Consider the following 17,641-nt stretch of genomic DNA (forward strand, 5'->3'; position numbering starts at 1 on the left):
ATCATTATAAAATGTTCCCCAGTTTAACCGTTGGCATTTCTTCCGTATCTAAATGTTTTAAAAAGTCGCATGATTCATGACATTCAAGAATCTGTTTATCCCCAAAGTATTTACAAATCTCGTCTTTCTGACGAAAGGAGATCACTTTCTTGCCTTTTGAAATAGCATATCTAATTAGGTCCAGATTCTTCTCATTCATTTTCCGAACCGGAAATCCGGAATCAATAACCGTGTGAATTCTGTCAATCATTTTTTTTGCCCCCAGATAATTCACATCATCGATCGCTTCAAAGGCAAACTCACTTTTTATGGTAAGTCCCATGGTTCGTGCCACCTCGTAATCCACATCATTTTCGTGAATGATACCGGTCATCGCGCCAATGTTATGTTTGGACAACAACCGATAAATCGGAATTCCAGTTCCATTTCCGGCGACGACAAAGACTGATGGTTCGCCACTGTTTTCAATTTCGATGGAACCGAGAAGGTTGTTATAACCCGCATTTTTTATCCCATAGAGTTGACTGATGGTTTCTTCATTCACCATATCCTCCGGCGCACCATAACCGACAATGTGATTATCGCGAACGAGCAGAACCTTCTCACAGCTTTTTAAGGCCAGATCAATTTCATGAAGAGACAAAATCACGGTAATATTCTTTTCCTTGCTCAGGTTTTTGAGAATATCGATTAATTCCAATTGATGCCTGATATCCAAATGACTGGTTGGTTCATCAAGAATCATCACCTCCGGCTCCTGGACCAGCGCTCTTGCGACCATAACCTTTTGCTTTTCGCCGTCACTGAGCTCCTCAAAATTGCGGGTTGCCAAATAATCGGCATTCACGGTAATCAGGGCTTCCTGAATGAGTTGATGATCATGACTGGTCAATTTTCCCAGACGACTGGTGTAGGGATAACGTCCCATGGACACCACATCGTAGACCTTCATCATTCCAGCCGAGAATTTTGTTGTTAAGACCACCGACAATTCTTTGGCCAGATCTTTTTTCTTTTTATCCGGTAGTTTTTCCTGATTGACATAAACAACCCCGTCAATTGGATCCAACAGACCGGATAATGTTCTTAAAATCGTGCTTTTCCCGGCACCATTGGGGCCCAGCAGACAGAGCACCTGGCCTCGGAAGCCAGAAATGTCGACTGAATCAACGACCACTTTTTTACCATAACCGACTTTCAGTTTTTCTGTTTTTAAGGCAATCATAAACTAGTCCTTCTTTTCATTATTAAATAAATTACAATGGGGGCACCAATAAAGGCTGTTACCGCACTGATCGGCAGTTCAACCGGAGCCAGAATGGTTCTTGAAATCAAATCACAAAACGCCGTTACAATACCGCCCATTAAAATTGAACCCGGCACCAGTATGCGATTATCTGCCGTTTTAAATAAGAGCCTTGCCAGATGGGGGATCGCCAGACCGATAAAGCCCACCGGGCCGGCGAAAGCTGTAACCACTGCGGCTAGAATGCTGGTAATCGCCACCAGAAAAATTCGAAATCCTTTAATATTGACACCCATACTCATTGCATACTCCTCGCCCATGGAAAAAGCATTTAATGGTTTGACTAAAAAAATCAGTGAACCGAATATGGGAATACATAAAACTACAATAATCCGGACACTGGCCCAGGTAAATCCTGAAAAACTTCCCAATGTCCACACGACAAAGCCTTGTAGCGCTTCCTTTTCTGCAAAGGATTGTAAAATGCTGGTTACCGCACTGCAGATATAACCCATCATCAACCCGATCACCAATAGGGACACCACATCTTTTACCCGGGTAGCAAACACCAGCACAACGATCATAACAACCGACGAACCCAGTAATGCTGCCAGAAATAATCCCAAAGATGACACCGCCCCTAAACCCAGGCTAAGCCCACCCAGCATTACCAGCGCGACGCAGAGCACAGCGCCTGATGAAATACCTAATACAAAGGGTTCGACAATAGGATTTCTGAAGAAAACCTGGAGCATGATCCCGGCGACGGCCAACGCAGCGCCCCCCAGCAATGCTCCAATTGTTCGCGGAAAGCGAATATCCCAGACAATTTCACTCAAAACCGGGTCATAATCACCAAAACGAAAGATAATTTTAATCAATTCATCCAACCCTATTTTTAATGAGCCTAAGCCTACGCAAATTCCAAAGGTAAGGATCACCCCCAATACCAATAAGCCCATCAACAGCATGGATCGTCTGTTTAGTTTTTCTAATTCTTCCGTCATTTGATTATTAAAACTATCAGTTTTAATTTCTTTTAGCATTAGTACTTTTTAAAATGTGTGGTTGTGCCATCGCCATGGAAGATTGCGAACAGGTCGCTGATCACTTCATCGGTTTTATCGATTGACTGATAAAAATCTTTGCCTAGGCACCATACCTGACCATCCTGAACAGCCTTCAAATTCGCCAGAATAGGAGCTTGGGATACAACCGCGTCCAGAGTTGGTGCGTATTGTTCCAAGGATGAATAAATGAGTATATCCGCATCCTTGGCGGTTGCATAAAATTCTTCCAGGGTAATGCTGCCACTTCCTGCCGCCATGTCCTTAAATACATAATCTCCGCCGCTCATTTCGATCATTTTCCCCACATAGGAATCATTATCGGCAATATAAACCTTTCCACTGGATACCATGGCCCAGGCCACCTTGGGCTTTTCAGTTTTTTCGTTGGCATCTTTGATAGTGGTCTCAATATTTGTCACCGCCTGATTAAAAAAGGTGTTGGCCTGATCCTCTTTGTCAAAGAAAGCGGCATAGAATTTAACCCATTCCATTCTTCCTCTTGGATCATCTTCGGTGTATTCGTTGCATACTGCATATTTAATTCCCAGCTCATCAAATTTTGCCATTATGTCCTGTAAACCGTAATCGCCGGAATAAACAAATACCAGCCCGGGATTTAAAGATTTGATCATTTCATAGTCCGGTGCTTTATTATCCCCAACAAAGCTGATTGTTCCCGCCTTCATGGCGTCCGCAATTTCAGAAATAGTCCATGATTCCTGTTTGGTCGTCACCGCTTTAATGAGATCGACGGCATCCACTGCTCTCATCATGCACCCCTGGGTCGCTGAAGCCAGCATAACACTATCCAGTTCACCATCGATAATCACGTCGGCATCCTTATATTCGTCAGGCACCTTTTCACCGTCTGGAACCATCATAATGGTTCGACCGTCGGCATCGGTCATTTTTTTGATACCATCCTCCAGATATTCAACACTAAATGCCGTCGAATAATCCAGTTTCAGCATTTCATTGCCATTGTCACCGGTCACTTTTCCATTATCCGTACATCCTATTACCGATACTGTCAGCATTAATGCCAACATACCAATACCTAATTTCTTCAATAAATTATTTTTCATTCTCAAATTCTCTCCTTTTTTATTGTTTTCAAATTAACTGCACATGCTGATACTGATCTTTTCTCCTGATTCAAGCATTAATTTTTCGCAACTGATCATGGATCCAATATCATTAAAATATTGAATATTAGCTTTTGTTTTTTGAGGCTGTTTACGCAAACTCAAAATTGGTTTATTGGTATTGTAAGCAAGTTCCAAAAGCTGTCGATTCCGATTGGTCACGCCATCCAGATCAAATCCGGTATCGATGATGACCTTACAGTTCAGCATCGCTTTACAGGCTTGTTCATAAATCACATCACTGATGGGACGAAAGCTTTTTTCAAAAATTGTTTGTCTGGCAAGACTCATCGCCACCTGATAGTCCACGTCATTGTGGTACAAAACCCCGGTGCAAAAAGATATGCCTCTTTTATGAAGGGCCCGGTAACATCGTGTCCCGTATCCATCTCCTCCAAAAACGAACACCTTTGGTTCTGTCTGGCAGGTTTTTGGCAATTCCACACTTCCCATCAGCATGTTGAAGCTTCCGGCTTCAATGCCATAGAGTTTTTTGATGACCGTATCACTTAATACATCTTCCGGACAGCCAGAACCGTATACACTGTTATCCTTTACCAATATAATGGTGTCTGCAAGTTTTGCTGCCAGATCGACTTCATGAAGGGATAGAATGACGGTTACTTTTTGATTTACTGCCATTTTTCTAAGAATGCCCAATAATTCAATTTTATGTCGGATATCAAGATAGGAAGTTGGTTCATCCAAAATAATGATTTCCGGCTGCTGACAGATGGCCCGGGCTAACAGGACCCGTTGTTTTTGACCGTCGCTCAAATGACTAAATTCATTATCCATCAAATCCAATACGCTGACTGCTGCCATGGATTCTTCAATAATTCGATGATCTTCATCGGTCAGTTTTCCAAAATGATTGGTATAGGGATAACGGCCAGTTGCTACCACTTCTTCACAGGTCATTAATTCCGGTGCTACTTTTTCGGTTAACACCACTGACAAGCGTTTTGCAACCTCCACACTGTTCAGATTATTCATATCTTCTTTGGCAATAAAAACCGTCCCTGCTATTTTTTTTAAATGTCTTGATATACTTTTCAAGATGGTAGATTTCCCCGAACCATTGGGACCCAATAAACATAAAATTTTTCCTTTTTCAACCCCGATATTAATGTTTTTAATTAATGCCTTACCGCAGTAACCAACTGATAAATTATCTGTTTGAAAATACATATTAAGTTCGGGGCATAAAATCCACCCCAGTTCCTTTCATAATTAATGGGTATTTAGATATTGTTATCGATTTACTTTTTACGGCTAAGTAAAAGCCAGATCACAAAAGGTGCTCCGAAAAAGGCGGTTACCGTTCCAATTGACAATTCTATTGGGGCAAACATGGTTCGCGCCAGCAAATCGCAGAAAACACAGAAGACTGCTCCCGTTAAAAAGGTTGTTGGAATGATAATGATGGGCTTTGATGTGTTCATCAGCATTTTAGTGACCTGAGGAATGGCGATTCCCACAAAGGCAATGGGTCCGGCAAAGGCTGTTACCGTTGCTGATAAAAGACTGGAAAAGAGAACAATCAGAATTCGAAACACTCTTATGTTAATTCCCATGCTTTTGGCGTAACCCTCACCGAGTTGGTAAGCGCCAATGGGTTTTGAGAGCATCATAACCGCTGCCAGGGAGATAAAAACAACTATCGTTATCAATCGGATGTCTGCCCAGCCGATTCCGGAAAAACTTCCCATAGACCAGTTTGTCAGGTTTGCAATATCTCTTTCCTGAGCAAAATTGACAAACAAATCAGTGAATGCTGCACAGATATAACCAATCATGACCCCTACTACCAGCAACATGGCCATATCCTTTACTTTTCTTGCTGCCAGGATCACAAACCCCATCGAAATAAGCGATCCGATAAAGGCTGCCAGCATTATAACCCCCGGCGGCAATACATTAACATAATTCATAAGAACGATCATGGTAAAGGCCACAAACATTTTAGCCCCCGAAGAAATTCCCAGCACATAAGGGCCTGCAATGGGGTTTCTGAAAAAGGTTTGGAGTAAAAACCCGGCGACGGAAAGGGCCCCTCCTAAAACTCCGGCAGCAATCAGTCGGGGCAGCCGAATCTTCCAGATCACATTACTTTCCACAGAGCCTTCCTGGGCTTTTAGTACAATGATTTTAAATATCTCTGAAACTGATAAATCGACAGTCCCTGAGTTGACACTGACTATTACCGCTGCCAGTAAAGCGATAATTAATACAATGTAGATACACTGATACCGTGCTATTTTCCCCAATTTGCTTTTATTCAAATATAATGTTTTTTTTATACTCTCCATACAACTCCCTTATCCGTACCCGATAATACCAGACCTAAATGACCGTTTATTTTAATCGCGATCCTACCAATCCCTTCAACTTACCTTATCGTTCCTATTTTTTGTACAAAAAAACCTCATCGTCCTTAAATAAGACAATGAGGTCGCAAAAAATGCATAGTCAAAAAAACCTCCTCCATCTCTCGCAGAGTGTTAGCTGTCAAAACAGGCAGGTCTTCTGGCTCAAGCGTCATCATTACCTCCTACCTTCCCATATTTCTACAGTGGCATTCCTGGAGGAACTCTTCTCTTACAGCGGCGGGACCGCGGGGGATTTTCACCCCTCTTCCCTTTTAATCGGCCTGCAATACAGTGGATTGCAACCGACACCTGTTTTGTTTATATTTAATTAATTACTCTTTTAAAAAGTATTCCGGATTATTTTTTACTATCTTCTTTTTTCTTGCGTTCAACAAATCTGCCCATCACGAAAGCGATGATGCCAACGCCAATACCGGTTTGAATACAGAAGAATAAACTTTCCACTTCGCCTGGTATTTCGCCATTAATAGCTGTTTCCAGAACCGGTGTAAACCAGGGTACATATTCTGTTCCGGTAATCTCAGAAATAGCAACACTGCCAGCGTCATCAGAACCGCCAAATTCTGCCCCCTGTAAAACGAATAAAGGAACTGCGGCAATCAATACAATAATAAGCAATAGACCAATTACAGTTTTCTTTGTGCTTGTCATTAGTTTACACCTCCGGTAAGATATCCAAGATCTTTCAATTCAGGCTGGGCATAGGTTTCAAGTCCGATGATAATCACCACGGTCAGAATTCCTTCAATAATCGCCAGCGGAACTTGGGTGGGAGCGAACACGGCCAGAAATTTGACCGCGGATGCTGCAACCCCGCCACTCTCGGATGGATATGCCAATGCCAGCTGAAAGGCCGTGACACAATAGGTGAATAAATCACCAATTGCAGCAGCCAGGAATACAACCACATGCTTTTTGATTTTCACCTTCAGGCCTAACATGTAAATACCATATGCTACAAATGGGCCGGCAATCGCCATGGAGAAGGTATTGGCGCCTAGAGTGGTCAATCCTCCATGAGCAAGCAGGATAGCCTGAAACAGTAATACAATAATACCAAGAATGCTGACTGCAGCGGGTCCGAACAAAATGGCACCCAATCCTGTCCCGGTCATGTGTGAACAACTCCCTGTTACTGAGGGGATTTTCAAGGATGAGACAACGAAAATATAAGCCCCGGCCATTGCCAGCAGGGTAATGGTTTTAGGATTTTCTTTAAGCGTCTTCCTAATGGACATATAACCGGCCACTAAAAACGGAATACAGATCACGCCCCAGGCGATACTGAAACCGACGGGAAGATAACCTTCCATAATATGCATTGCATTTGCCACCGGAGTGAATCCGAATATTAATGCAATCACTGCCACAACAGCAATAAATCTTTTTTCTTTTACGTTCATTTTTTCTCCTCTTTGTTTTCAATCGACTGTTATTAAATATTTTGATTTAATTCATCGGTATTTATAAATTTTAAATAATAACCTTTAAAGCATTGCTTTTCATAACAGTTCTCTTAATGCCTGAGGACTGGTAGGAAAGTCATTGGTGTCTTTCAGCACTTCTTTTTCAACCAGCATCTCATATACATCCAGCATCGCCGGCCGTTTCAGATTTGCCTGTTCTAAAATTGCCTTGTTTCTAAAAATCTCCAATGGTGTTCCGTCAGCAACAATTTTCCCCTGGGCGAAGACAATGGCTCGTTCTGCCCATCGGTAGGCAAAATCTACATCATGGGTGGAAATCAGCATGGTTTTCCCCTCTGATCCTAGCTTGGCCAAAACGTCTTCAAGCATCTGGGCATTCAAGGGATCCAGGGCCGCAGTCGGTTCATCAAAGATGATAATGTCTGATTTCATGGCAATGATATCGGCGATGGTCACGCGTTTTTTTTCACCCCCGCTTAAATAGTGGGGAGGGCGATTTTTAAAATCCGATATATTCATATAAGCCAGTGCTTCTTCCACCCGCTCGATGACTTCTTTTTTGGGCAATTTTAAGTTCATCGGTCCGAAACTTACTTCCGCCATCACGGTGGAAGCAATGATCTGATTGTCGGCATCCTGAAAGACAATACCGATGTTTTTTCGCAGCTCTTTCACGTTCTTTTTGTTAATAAGCGTGTCCTGATAGCTAATTTCTCCATGGTCGGCTTTGAGTACGCCGTTGGCATTCAGAAAGAATGTGGATTTACCTGAGCCATTGGAACCGATGACGGCGATTTTTTCACCTGCATAGATATCCACGCTAACGCCGTCAAGTGCAGCATCCCCATTTCCATAACTATAGTATAGATCGCGAACTTTTAATATTGGTTTTGGCATAATCATCCCTTTCATATTGTAACGATCCAGAGCAAAATCAGAAAAACGATGAAGGCTGCCCCAAAGATAATCTGTACCTTGCTTACTTTTTTATCTTCCTCTAAAAACAGCAGATCCCCGTCATAGCATCTGGCTTCCATGGCACTATAATAGGCATTTGCCTTTTTCAATGAAACAACCAGCATGTTGCTGGCAACGCTGCCAAAGGTATAACAGGAAGTTTTAAAATCACAGTAACCCTGACGAGAATCTGCAGAATTTTTCATTTTAGCATAAACATCCAGCAAAATGAAAATATAGCGGTAAATGAGATTCATTAGTTCAATGATCAGCTTTGGCACGTGGGCTTTTCGAAGTACGCTGATAATCTCTGTGGAAGGTGTTGACAGGGTCATCATTTCCATGGCACTGATGGCTCCGAAAACCTTAAGCATTAGAAACACCATCGCCATCAACTTTGCCTGGGAAGTATACAGATAACCAAAACCAAGATACAGGTTATATTGACCCAGGGATTGGTTTGAAAAATCAACCCCGATGGTAATCGTACTCAAAAGAATGAATACCATCGGAATCATGAGTATCGATAAATATTCATGTAATGGTATGCCGCCTTTTACCACGGTAAGATAAGCCATCGCCAGAATCACTGCCACTGAGACATAAGGGCTGTTCAATATAATACAGAGAAGCAGGATCGTCACCGAGAAAGTAACCTTGAAAGCAGGATTCCAGTGCCTGATGTTAGAGATATAAGCATAAAAATCAATAGCAGAACCCTGGCCGTGTTTATGTCCAGCACGATGGTGACGATGGGTCTTATCACAGCTGTGTCCAGTCTGGTTTTTACTTTTGGGACGAATGATCGTCGTCCATTTATTCCATATATTTTCCACAGAACTTTCACCTCGCCTTCCAGCAGTTTCTCTCATATGCAGATTTTAATTTGCGTTGCTGCTCATAATACGATAAATTTAAATTGCTAGGACGTGTCATACTTAACTTGAATGTCCATAAAATTCATGTTTTACCTATCCCCCTTTCGTTTAAACATGATACAATCGGGATCCGCTGATATAAGTGTCCAATATTTTTATAGCCCACTGACAAATTTTATAATATCTTCAACGGAACTGGATTTGTTTGTGCACGCCTCTTCGAGTCGGTCAACGAGGATAATTTTCATTCCCAGTTTTGTGGCTGCATTTATTTTATCCACAACCCCACCCATATTGCCGCTTTCCTTAGTTACCAAAACAGCAGCCTGGCAATATTTAAAAAGTTCAACGTTCAATGACTCGTTATAAGGACCTTTAATGGCAATAATATTTTTCGGATTAAAACCCAGATTTTCGCATTTACACAAAACCTTCCAATCCGGAAGCACTCTTAGAAACACGCGCTTTTCAAAATCCGGTATTTTGGTGAATGCTTCAATTTTGTTGCTTCCCAGAGTTAATAAAATATTTCCTTCGCAGGTCAGCAATTCCTCGCAGGCCTCCCGATAGTTTTTAACTTTCACAATGTTCGGATCATCATAATTCATCTTTTCTCTTTCAAATCGGATATACGGAATTTCCTGAATTTTACAGACATTCATTGCATTTCGTGTAATCTCTCCTGAAAAAGGATTGGAAGCATCAATTAAACATCTTGGTTTTATCTTTTGCAGTAAATTGGTAATATGCTCTTTATTCATCTTCCCCTGATAAATATCAAGATCTTTAAATTCGTCAAGCATCCCACATCCCATCCGGGTGGTAACGGTGACGGCTGTTTCATAATTCATTTTAAGCAGTTTTTCAATCACTTCCTTCGCATCTGTTGTCCCTGCTATAACCAGTACTTTTGCCATGCTTCCTCCATGTTTGACCATTCTAATTTTCTGCACAAAAAATACCTCACTGTCTTCTTACAAGACAATGAGGCAACATTACAAAACATGCATGCTTTAATAAACCTCCTCTATCTCTCGTAGAGTAAACGTTATTAAAACAGGCAGGTCTTCTGGCTCGAGCATCAACATTACCTCCTGCCTTCCCAACTTAATGGTGGCATTCTTAGAGGAACTCTTCTCTTACAGCGGCGGGACCGCGTGGGATTCACACCCAACTTTCCTTTTCACCAGCTTATAATTCTTGGATTACAGCCGACACCTATTTTACTTATTTATTCACTTATTATTTTTATTAATATATCATAGATGTATTTTATTGTCACTACAATTTTTGTAATACTGCATACTATTTTACCATTCAGGGATCAAGAAAAAAAATGGCGCCGTAAATTTTCATATTGCGAATGATGTGCTAATTGTTTATATGAAAAGAAGCGTATCGAATTCAGATACGCTTCTTTTCGCTGTGCTCTAATTTTTGGCCAGAAAAATCAAAGCGGAGGAATAATTTCTATCAAAAATGTAAATTAATGAAAGCAATTTAAACCCGGGGAAGTCACACACCATCCCCGGTGAGGCATATTAAATAACTGACTTGGAGAATGTCCTGGGTATTCAAAGAGATTCCGCTGGTTAGGAGTTTTGAAAAAAAAATCCTTCTCCAAAGGAGAAGGATAACAGAATCATATTTAAATCAAAAATATAATGCTCTTACAATCCTCTAAATCGGAGGTTTTAAGAATTCACTACATACAGGTCTTCTGGCTCAACAATCAATTTTCTGTCTCCCTTCCCATTAATTTCTTAACAGTGGTCTCGAGACAGTCATCATGCATTACAGCTGCGATTACAGCAAAGGATTTACACCTTTTTCCCTTGAATATAGGACAAGTTCATTATTTAATTAACGTCATTATACTCCAATATTTTTTTGTTGTCAATGACAATTGTATTTTATTTCTTATCAAATTTTTCTAAACCTGTTTACTCTTTAACCATTGGGGTATAAAATAATTCGCTTGTATTTTATACCCGCTCTCCTCTTTTGATAATTTGCCGTCCTTCAGGCAAGAGGAATCACAATGCGTTGATTTTTATATTTTTCAACCGCCACTGAAACCTGATAAACTGCTCCAATATTCTCGGATGTCATCACATCAACGTCTCCATAACAGTAAATGGCATTGTCTTTTAAGAAAAGAAAACGATCACAGTAGCGTAATGCCATATTTAAATCATGAATTACAATCACCACCGCAATTTGTTTTTCTTTGGTGATATTCTGGATCAGTTTTAATACTTCCAATTGATTTTTTAGATCAAGGGAACTGGTCGGTTCATCAAGAAGCAATACTTTTGGTTCCTGGGCCAGGGCTCTTGCAATCATTACCTTTTGTAATTCCCCGCCGCTTAATTCGTCAATGTATCTTAATGATAGTGTTTCTAAATTCAAACTGGCGATGATGTTTTCCACAATATCGAAATCTTCTTTTTTGGGAGCCAATTTTATATATGGCTTTCTTCCCAATAAAATGGCATCAAAAACCGTAATCTGATTTCCTTCGTTCTTTTGGGCAACATAGGCTGTATTCTTGGCTATTTCCAGGCGATTCAGTTTAAGAATATCAACGTCGTCAATAACAACCCTTCCCCTCTGAGGTGAAATAATCTTATTCAGGCACTTTAACATAGTGCTTTTTCCTGCACCATTATTACCTAAAATAGCAACGCATTCTCCATTTGAAACATCAAATTTAATATCGTCCAGAATTTTTCCGCCTGCCCGATAACCAAATTCCAAAGCATCAATTTTCAGCATTACGACCAACTCCTTTAAATATGAGATACAAGAATAACGGGGCGCCCAGAAATGAGGTAATGGCACCAATAGGCAGTATAACCGGTGAAAGAATCAATCTGGCAAAGGTATCACTGATTAACAGCACCATCGCGCCCATTAGGGCTGAAGCAGGTAATAAAAATCGATAATCATTTCCGACGAAGCGGCGCATGATATGAGGTGCTATCAAACCAACAAAATTAATGATCCCCACAAAAGAAACAATGGTTGCGGCCGTCAGTGAAGCAAAGGTCATTCCCACCAGACGCACCCGGGAAACATTAACACCGAGTCCTGTTGCGGTATGTTCTCCACATTCCAACGCATTATAATTCCAACGATTGAACATAAAGTAAATAAATGACCCCCCGGCAACAAGGGCAGCCACACCAATACTTTTCATACTGGCCCGTCCCAAATCACCAAAGGTCCAAAAAACGATGGCCGCCATTTCTACATCAGTCGAAAGATACTGCAGCAATGCCGTCGCTCCGGCAAATAGAGAGCTGAGGGCAACACCAGCCAGAATCATTGTTTCCGGTGAGGCTTTGCGTGCCTTTGACAAACCCAGAATAATAAGGGTTACCAGCATCGATGCGGCAAACGCGCAAAAGCTTGTTAAATAGGGGTTATTAATCGTCACTGCATCAGCATTATTCCCCATGATGGTGCCTCCTCCTAAAAAGACAATGGCAATGGCAGCCCCAAATGAAGCCCCCTGGGAAATACCCAACGTTGATGCCGATGCCAGCGGATTTTTAAGAACACCCTGCATAACGCAGCCTGCCGATGCTAAACCGAACCCAGAAACAATGGCCATTAAAATCCGGGGCAGTCGGATATTTACTGTTACCATAACATTTTTTGCTGCCCCTAATCCAAATAACGCCTTTAAGACTTCGCTGACAGGAATATCAGCTGAACCCGCACATATGGCAAAAATAGCTGTCATAAACGTCATCACCACCAGAGCAACTATGATTAAAGCTTTACGGCGTACATATTGATCATAATTTCCTCCGCAAGCTGTCTTTTTTTTATTCATAGTTTTTTATTTGCCAATGGTCAATGGCCCAAAGCCTTGCCCGACTGCCACATATTTTGAATAAAGTTCTTCACCAAGTAAAAATTTAAAAATTTCATTGGTTTTCTTTTCTATGTTGATATCTTTAAATTTTTCCGGATAAATAATTGTCCCTGCATAATACGCATCGGCCAAAGCAATTTCGATGTTGGTATAATTATTATTGTACGCTAATTGTGAATACACTTTACCGCTGTTCACAGCTTTAAATGCCGTAAAATAATCCGGATTCTGTACATTTTGTTCATTTACAAGATCCATATTTTCCGGATTCAGAAAAATAATATCCGGATTCCAGGCCAGCACTTGTTCTAAATCAATAATAAAGGCGCCGCTCTGACCAGTTTGATCAACGACATTGTTGGCGTTAATTGCCACAAATGGGCCATATTTTGCACTGGTTCCATCAAATCCGTGTTTTCCTTTAAAATTCAATGCGCCATTATAAACAGTGGGTTTGCTTGCTTGCGCAATGTCTTTTGTCCGATCATTTAAGTCCTTTTGAGCGGCATCCATAAATGCGTTCACTTCTTTTGCCCGGTCTTGTTTTCCAAGAACTTCTCCGATAATATCCATAGAGGCACTCATTTTCCCGTCAAATAGACCAGGATTGGCAATTGCTACTACTGGAATCCCTGTTTTTGCGGATAATTCGTCTGCCTGGGCATAATCGGAAACAACAAAAATAACATCTGGAGCCAGCTTGGTAATCTCTTCGTCAAAAGGTACAATTCCCCCGGCGCCACCCTGACCAATTTGTTTTAATGCTGCAAAATTCGGATTCACCAGGGTATAGGGACGGGTTAATTCCTGAACATTATCCATGTCCGTTGCTCCGGTTACCAGGCTTTCCGCATCCATATAGGTTAACAGGCGCATCACGCCAAGCGAACCCACACTGTCGATTTGGGTGGGCACTTCCACCTGTCGCCCCAGACTATCTGTAATTACTTTTGTGGTCGTTGCACTTTCACTGCTTTTTGCCTGGGTGTTGCTGCATGCTGCGAAAGTTACCACCATCATTAAACTCAACAATACCGCTAATACTTTTTTCATTTCATTCTCCTGTTTTTCACACATATTAAATTTTACTTTTTCAAAACATCTCGTTCTGAACTGCTTTTTATGCCTTCCAGCAAATGGTGGTAATGGTCGTATCAACCTTCTCTTCGACAAGCCCATCCACAGAAATTGAAACTAAATAGTCTCTGATTTTATTTTCTTCTTCCGGGGTTAATTCGCGGTATGATTTCATCCGATTGGCATAGAGCTTATAAGCAGCCTCAATGGGTTTTTTCATATCCCAGACTTGCTCCTCATAATGTATTTCCGGCAGCATGCCCTGCAGCCATAAAATTTCCAATGCATATAGGACTTCCATATCTGCAGTCTCTTTTTTCTCACCAATGCCCAGCATTTCCCGGATGGCATCAGATACCGGATCAACCCGTTTGATCGGCTTTGTTAAAACACAGTAACCTCTGCTGGCTTCGTTCAGCTTTAAAAAGGTCTGGGTATTTCTGACTGCCGGAGTCATATTTGCAATAACTAAATCAAATTTACCTTTGTATCCCAGGCTCTCAAGATCCGAAGCATGCCAGTCATTTACAAAAAAATCGACATTTTCTTTTTCCAGTTCAGTTTTCTTTTCAGTTGCTTTTTCAATCATTTTAGGTGAAAGATCAAGTCCGGTTACGTGCTTGCACTCATCTGCAAGTGCAAATGAAAATTTACCTGCGCCACAGCCCACATCGAGGACAGAACCATCTTTATTGATCAGGTTTTTTTCCGCAATCAACTGCATTAAAAAGCTGTCTTCTATTGTAGGGATTTCAAAGTCTCCGAATTGCTCGGCCATGGAATCCCACATCTCCACACTTGCATCAACATCTCTTTCCTGGTAATTCCATTTCTTTTTAATTTCTTCTAATTTCAACCTATTTTTTCCTCCCCAAATTTTTAAATCTTAAAATTTTTGAGTGTTCCTTCACGCATTTCTTTCGTTAAAACCTTTTGAGTAAATGTTTAGAATCCTCGGGTATAGGGACTTGAACAATCCACACAGCATTTTTTTCCATTTTCAAGCCGGATCATGTGCTCAGCGGTTTTTTCTCCGCATACCTCACAGATAACACTCTGAAAAATCCGTGCTCTTTCTGGAAGCTCATAATTCGGTTTTTTGAAGTCAAAAACATTATTGGCATCGGGTTCGTGAAGAATATAAGCTTCCATTTCATCCCGTTCCATTTCCGGCAGGGCTTTTAAAACCAACCGCAGACTTTCCCCTGTTTTTCGGTTGAAGAATGAAAAAGCCTGTTTTCCTCGATTTCTAAAAATCAGGTTACCCTTACCAGCGCTGCATCCCAGAATCACCTGAACCCCATCCACTCCGCAGGCATCATTTTCAGTGATGCAAACAACATCTTCATCCTCAGAAAATTCAATATTAAGTGCCTTAATGGCTTCCTGGGAAGCGCGTACACCAATGGCCAAACCGGGACAATGATGTCCGTGGAATTCTACCGACTTTTTCCATAATTGTTCATTCATTTCATTTTTCTCCTTTAATTTTACAAAAAATAAAAGACCCACAAAAGTGAGTCTTCAGACACAAGGTTATTGATTAGATAATAGTTTCATACATTTTCATAACATTTTCAAAATGCAAGCCTTGTTTCATACAAGGTTATATGTTGATTGTATATACATGTATTTAATTAATTTTATTCTCTCATAATTATTTCTCTCTGTCAACTAAAATAATCGGTTTCATATGTTGGTATTATAGCGACAGTCTGTTTCCGGCTCTTCATACATACTCTGTTCTAAATTCATATTCGCGACAATAATCATCAATCATCGAGCCTTTTTGGCATCGTATAATAGTATCATTTTTATTTATAATCCAATCACCTACGCTATCCAGATCGTGAAAAATGTTGATATATTTAAGTTTGGCACAACCGTGAAAAACCCATTTCCCCATGTGTTTAACACTGCTGGGGATATCAACTTCAGTAAGATTTTTACATCGATAAAATGCCCCTTCGCCTATTTCACTCACACAATCCGGAATAACAAGTTTTCCTTCTAAACCAGAAAAGTAGAATGCTTCTTTGCCAATATATTTAAGATTTTCCGGAAATTGAAAATGCCTAAGGCTTTTTGAGCGATAAAAAGCTCGTTTCTCGATTCGCTTAATCATGGACGAAAGGATAATTGATTCTAAATGTTCACAACTTTCAAAAGCACTTTCACCAATTGTTTTCAGTTGACTGTCTTTTGACATCTCAATTTGACGCAGAGACAAACAGTTTTTAAAAGCCCTTGATGGAATTTCCTTTAATCCGCTTGGAATTTTAATCATTAAAAGATTGGTGCACCCCATACAAACGGCTTCTCCTATCTCTTTCACAGTACTTGGCATCCCAAGCATTCGGAGCGAGGCACACCCTTTGAACGCGCTTTTATCGATCTTTATTAACCCTTCAGGCAAAATTAATTTTTTAAGGCTTGTCTTGTTTTCAAAGGCTCCTGGTCCGATTACCTGATAATCCTCTTTAATTTTCATTTTACCCTGAACATAAGGTTTAACATTTCTTTTATCAAGCGTCTTTATCCTTGCCTTTTGGTCGCCAAGGTATTCTATTCTACTTTCCATTAGCCCTCATCCTACTTCCTAACTTGAAAAATATAAGGCGTCAAATCATTTCAATTCAATTTATACATACTTTGATCCGTATTCAAATTCTTGACAGTACTGATCAACCCGTGATCCTTGTTTACAATGCACGATAACATTATTCCGATTGAAAATCCAATCGCCTAAATATTCGGGATCATGACTAAACACTACTTTTACAAGCTTTGGACACCCATGAAAAGCCCATTTTTCGATGCGCTTTACGCTTCTTGGAATTTCAATTTCAGTCAAGTTTTTACACTTTAAAAAGGCGCTTTCATCAATCACCTCCAAATTCTCATTTAATTCAATTGTTGAAAATCCACAGTTGCAAAATGCTTCACGTCCAACTTTTTTTAATCCTCTGGGCAATTTTACTTCGATAAGATTCTTACAGCCATAAAATACCCTGAAATTAATTTCTTCCACTTTTTCCGGTACTTGAATTTTATCCAGCGCTTCACATTCTAAAAATGCACTGTCGCCAATATATTCGATGCCATTATGCAATATAATGTTATTTAATGACCGACACTTTTTAAAAGTTTTCTCTTCCACACGCTTCACTTTAAAGGGAATCTCCAAAAATTTCAATCGCAAGCATTCATAAAACGCACCTTTACCAATTCTCCACAATCGGTTGGGCATTTCGATGGTATTCAGCATAGTACAGCCTCGGAAGGCCTCATTACCAATGTAGTCCACGGTATCCGCCAGAATAATCCGCTTAACCTTTGTGATGTTTCTAAATGCTCCGAATCCAATTTTATTAAATGGCGCCTTTACCTCAATTTGTTTGCTTTTGATCTTTTTTGCTTCAATAGAACCGAAGATTTGTTTCTGCTCCGTATTCTGATTAGCGTGCCACACCAGTGTTTGAGGTTTTCCAACCGTCTTGCTATAATTTTCCATTTTGCCTTTTCTCCATTTTCATATCATCCATACTTTACACCACATCTA

Annotated in this window: 17 protein-coding genes and 3 riboswitches; all 17 genes read right to left on the minus strand. The window is 40.5% G+C overall.

Annotation, left to right across the window (positions count from 1 at the left end; genetic code table 11):
• Positions 1 to 4: 4 nt before the first annotated feature.
• The 17 genes from AKG39_RS13590 to AKG39_RS13670 all read right to left on the minus strand — a co-directional run bounded on the left by AKG39_RS13590 (position 5) and on the right by AKG39_RS13670 (position 17,593).
• A complete protein-coding gene (locus tag AKG39_RS13590) occupies positions 5 to 1,225 on the minus strand; it encodes an ABC transporter ATP-binding protein (RefSeq protein WP_050740949.1) in 1,221 nt (406 codons plus the stop codon).
• Positions 1,222 to 2,292 (minus strand): FecCD family ABC transporter permease, encoded by a 1,071-nt coding sequence (locus AKG39_RS13595; RefSeq protein WP_242852620.1) that lies wholly within the window; start codon positions 2,290 to 2,292, stop codon positions 1,222 to 1,224. The genes AKG39_RS13590 and AKG39_RS13595 overlap by 4 nt, the downstream gene beginning before the upstream one ends.
• Positions 2,292 to 3,401: an ABC transporter substrate-binding protein gene (locus AKG39_RS13600; RefSeq protein ID WP_050740950.1), complete on the minus strand. Its 1,110-nt coding sequence runs from the start codon at positions 3,399 to 3,401 to the stop codon at positions 2,292 to 2,294. The genes AKG39_RS13595 and AKG39_RS13600 overlap by 1 nt, the downstream gene beginning before the upstream one ends.
• Positions 3,402 to 3,434: 33 nt before the next feature.
• On the minus strand, positions 3,435 to 4,652 hold the full coding sequence (locus AKG39_RS13605; RefSeq protein ID WP_083439566.1) for an ABC transporter ATP-binding protein: 1,218 nt from the start codon (positions 4,650 to 4,652) through the stop codon (positions 3,435 to 3,437).
• A 71-nt stretch (positions 4,653 to 4,723) separates the two neighbouring features.
• Complete coding sequence (locus tag AKG39_RS13610; RefSeq protein WP_242852621.1) at positions 4,724 to 5,746, minus strand: FecCD family ABC transporter permease; 1,023 nt, start codon at positions 5,744 to 5,746, stop codon at positions 4,724 to 4,726.
• Positions 5,747 to 5,963: 217 nt separating this feature from the next.
• Positions 5,964 to 6,161, minus strand: a riboswitch (cobalamin riboswitch).
• A 29-nt stretch (positions 6,162 to 6,190) separates the two neighbouring features.
• Complete coding sequence (locus AKG39_RS13615; RefSeq protein WP_050740952.1) at positions 6,191 to 6,505, minus strand: energy-coupling factor ABC transporter substrate-binding protein; 315 nt, start codon at positions 6,503 to 6,505, stop codon at positions 6,191 to 6,193.
• A complete protein-coding gene (locus tag AKG39_RS13620; protein WP_050740953.1) occupies positions 6,505 to 7,257 on the minus strand; it encodes an energy-coupling factor ABC transporter permease in 753 nt (250 codons plus the stop codon). The genes AKG39_RS13615 and AKG39_RS13620 overlap by 1 nt, the downstream gene beginning before the upstream one ends.
• Positions 7,258 to 7,356: 99 nt before the next feature.
• Entirely contained in the window at positions 7,357 to 8,178 is an 822-nt protein-coding gene (locus AKG39_RS13625; RefSeq protein WP_050741017.1) for an energy-coupling factor ABC transporter ATP-binding protein, read from the minus strand.
• A gap of 11 nt (positions 8,179 to 8,189) precedes the next feature.
• Positions 8,190 to 8,948, minus strand: coding sequence for a cobalt ECF transporter T component CbiQ (cbiQ, locus tag AKG39_RS13630; RefSeq protein WP_479714963.1), 759 nt, complete (start codon positions 8,946 to 8,948; stop codon positions 8,190 to 8,192).
• A 323-nt stretch (positions 8,949 to 9,271) separates the two neighbouring features.
• Positions 9,272 to 10,033: a precorrin-6A reductase gene (gene cobK, locus AKG39_RS13635; protein ID WP_050740954.1), complete on the minus strand. Its 762-nt coding sequence runs from the start codon at positions 10,031 to 10,033 to the stop codon at positions 9,272 to 9,274.
• Positions 10,034 to 10,158: 125 nt separating this feature from the next.
• Positions 10,159 to 10,353: riboswitch (cobalamin riboswitch) on the minus strand.
• Positions 10,354 to 10,810: 457 nt separating this feature from the next.
• Positions 10,811 to 10,991: riboswitch (cobalamin riboswitch) on the minus strand.
• Between the two features lie 147 nt (positions 10,992 to 11,138).
• Positions 11,139 to 11,894 (minus strand): ABC transporter ATP-binding protein, encoded by a 756-nt coding sequence (locus AKG39_RS13640; RefSeq protein ID WP_050740955.1) that lies wholly within the window; start codon positions 11,892 to 11,894, stop codon positions 11,139 to 11,141.
• Positions 11,881 to 12,960 carry a FecCD family ABC transporter permease gene (locus AKG39_RS13645; RefSeq protein WP_050740956.1) on the minus strand — a complete coding sequence of 360 codons (1,080 nt, stop codon included), beginning with the start codon at positions 12,958 to 12,960 and terminating at the stop codon, positions 11,881 to 11,883. Before AKG39_RS13645 ends, AKG39_RS13640 begins: the two co-directional genes overlap by 14 nt.
• A 6-nt stretch (positions 12,961 to 12,966) precedes the next feature.
• Entirely contained in the window at positions 12,967 to 14,055 is a 1,089-nt protein-coding gene (locus AKG39_RS13650; RefSeq protein ID WP_050740957.1) for an ABC transporter substrate-binding protein, read from the minus strand.
• Between the two features lie 67 nt (positions 14,056 to 14,122).
• Positions 14,123 to 14,935, minus strand: a complete 813-nt coding sequence (locus AKG39_RS13655) for a class I SAM-dependent methyltransferase (RefSeq protein WP_050740958.1) — start codon at positions 14,933 to 14,935, stop codon at positions 14,123 to 14,125.
• An 89-nt stretch (positions 14,936 to 15,024) separates the two neighbouring features.
• Positions 15,025 to 15,549, minus strand: a complete 525-nt coding sequence (locus tag AKG39_RS13660) for an FmdE family protein (RefSeq protein WP_050740959.1) — start codon at positions 15,547 to 15,549, stop codon at positions 15,025 to 15,027.
• A 259-nt stretch (positions 15,550 to 15,808) separates the two neighbouring features.
• Entirely contained in the window at positions 15,809 to 16,660 is an 852-nt protein-coding gene (locus AKG39_RS13665) for a leucine-rich repeat domain-containing protein (RefSeq protein WP_050740960.1), read from the minus strand.
• A 60-nt stretch (positions 16,661 to 16,720) separates the two neighbouring features.
• Positions 16,721 to 17,593: a leucine-rich repeat domain-containing protein gene (locus AKG39_RS13670; protein ID WP_050740961.1), complete on the minus strand. Its 873-nt coding sequence runs from the start codon at positions 17,591 to 17,593 to the stop codon at positions 16,721 to 16,723.
• Positions 17,594 to 17,641: the final 48 nt, after the last annotated feature.

The sequence above is a fragment of the Acetobacterium bakii genome (genome assembly GCF_001263355.1).
Taxonomy (GTDB): domain Bacteria; phylum Bacillota; class Clostridia; order Eubacteriales; family Eubacteriaceae; genus Acetobacterium; species Acetobacterium bakii.

What these genes read in the sequence shown, in the direction of transcription:
- AKG39_RS13640 (WP_050740955.1), bottom strand. Translation starts at nt 11,894, where the DNA reads ATGCTGAAAATTGATGCTTTGGAATTTGGTTATCGGGCAGGCGGAAAA.
- AKG39_RS13615 (WP_050740952.1), bottom strand. Translation starts at nt 6,505, where the DNA reads ATGACAAGCACAAAGAAAACTGTAATTGGTCTATTGCTTATTATTGTA.
- AKG39_RS13590 (WP_050740949.1), bottom strand. Translation starts at nt 1,225, where the DNA reads ATGATTGCCTTAAAAACAGAAAAACTGAAAGTCGGTTATGGTAAAAAA.
- AKG39_RS13650 (WP_050740957.1), bottom strand. Translation starts at nt 14,055, where the DNA reads ATGAAAAAAGTATTAGCGGTATTGTTGAGTTTAATGATGGTGGTAACT.
- AKG39_RS13670 (WP_050740961.1), bottom strand. Translation starts at nt 17,593, where the DNA reads ATGGAAAATTATAGCAAGACGGTTGGAAAACCTCAAACACTGGTGTGG.
- AKG39_RS13605 (WP_083439566.1), bottom strand. Translation starts at nt 4,652, where the DNA reads ATGTATTTTCAAACAGATAATTTATCAGTTGGTTACTGCGGTAAGGCA.
- AKG39_RS13665 (WP_050740960.1), bottom strand. Translation starts at nt 16,660, where the DNA reads ATGGAAAGTAGAATAGAATACCTTGGCGACCAAAAGGCAAGGATAAAG.
- AKG39_RS13600 (WP_050740950.1), bottom strand. Translation starts at nt 3,401, where the DNA reads ATGAAAAATAATTTATTGAAGAAATTAGGTATTGGTATGTTGGCATTA.
- AKG39_RS13620 (WP_050740953.1), bottom strand. Translation starts at nt 7,257, where the DNA reads ATGAACGTAAAAGAAAAAAGATTTATTGCTGTTGTGGCAGTGATTGCA.
- cobK (WP_050740954.1), bottom strand. Translation starts at nt 10,033, where the DNA reads ATGGCAAAAGTACTGGTTATAGCAGGGACAACAGATGCGAAGGAAGTG.
- AKG39_RS13625 (WP_050741017.1), bottom strand. Translation starts at nt 8,178, where the DNA reads ATGCCAAAACCAATATTAAAAGTTCGCGATCTATACTATAGTTATGGA.
- AKG39_RS13660 (WP_050740959.1), bottom strand. Translation starts at nt 15,549, where the DNA reads ATGAATGAACAATTATGGAAAAAGTCGGTAGAATTCCACGGACATCAT.
- AKG39_RS13595 (WP_242852620.1), bottom strand. Translation starts at nt 2,292, where the DNA reads ATGCTAAAAGAAATTAAAACTGATAGTTTTAATAATCAAATGACGGAA.
- AKG39_RS13645 (WP_050740956.1), bottom strand. Translation starts at nt 12,960, where the DNA reads ATGAATAAAAAAAAGACAGCTTGCGGAGGAAATTATGATCAATATGTA.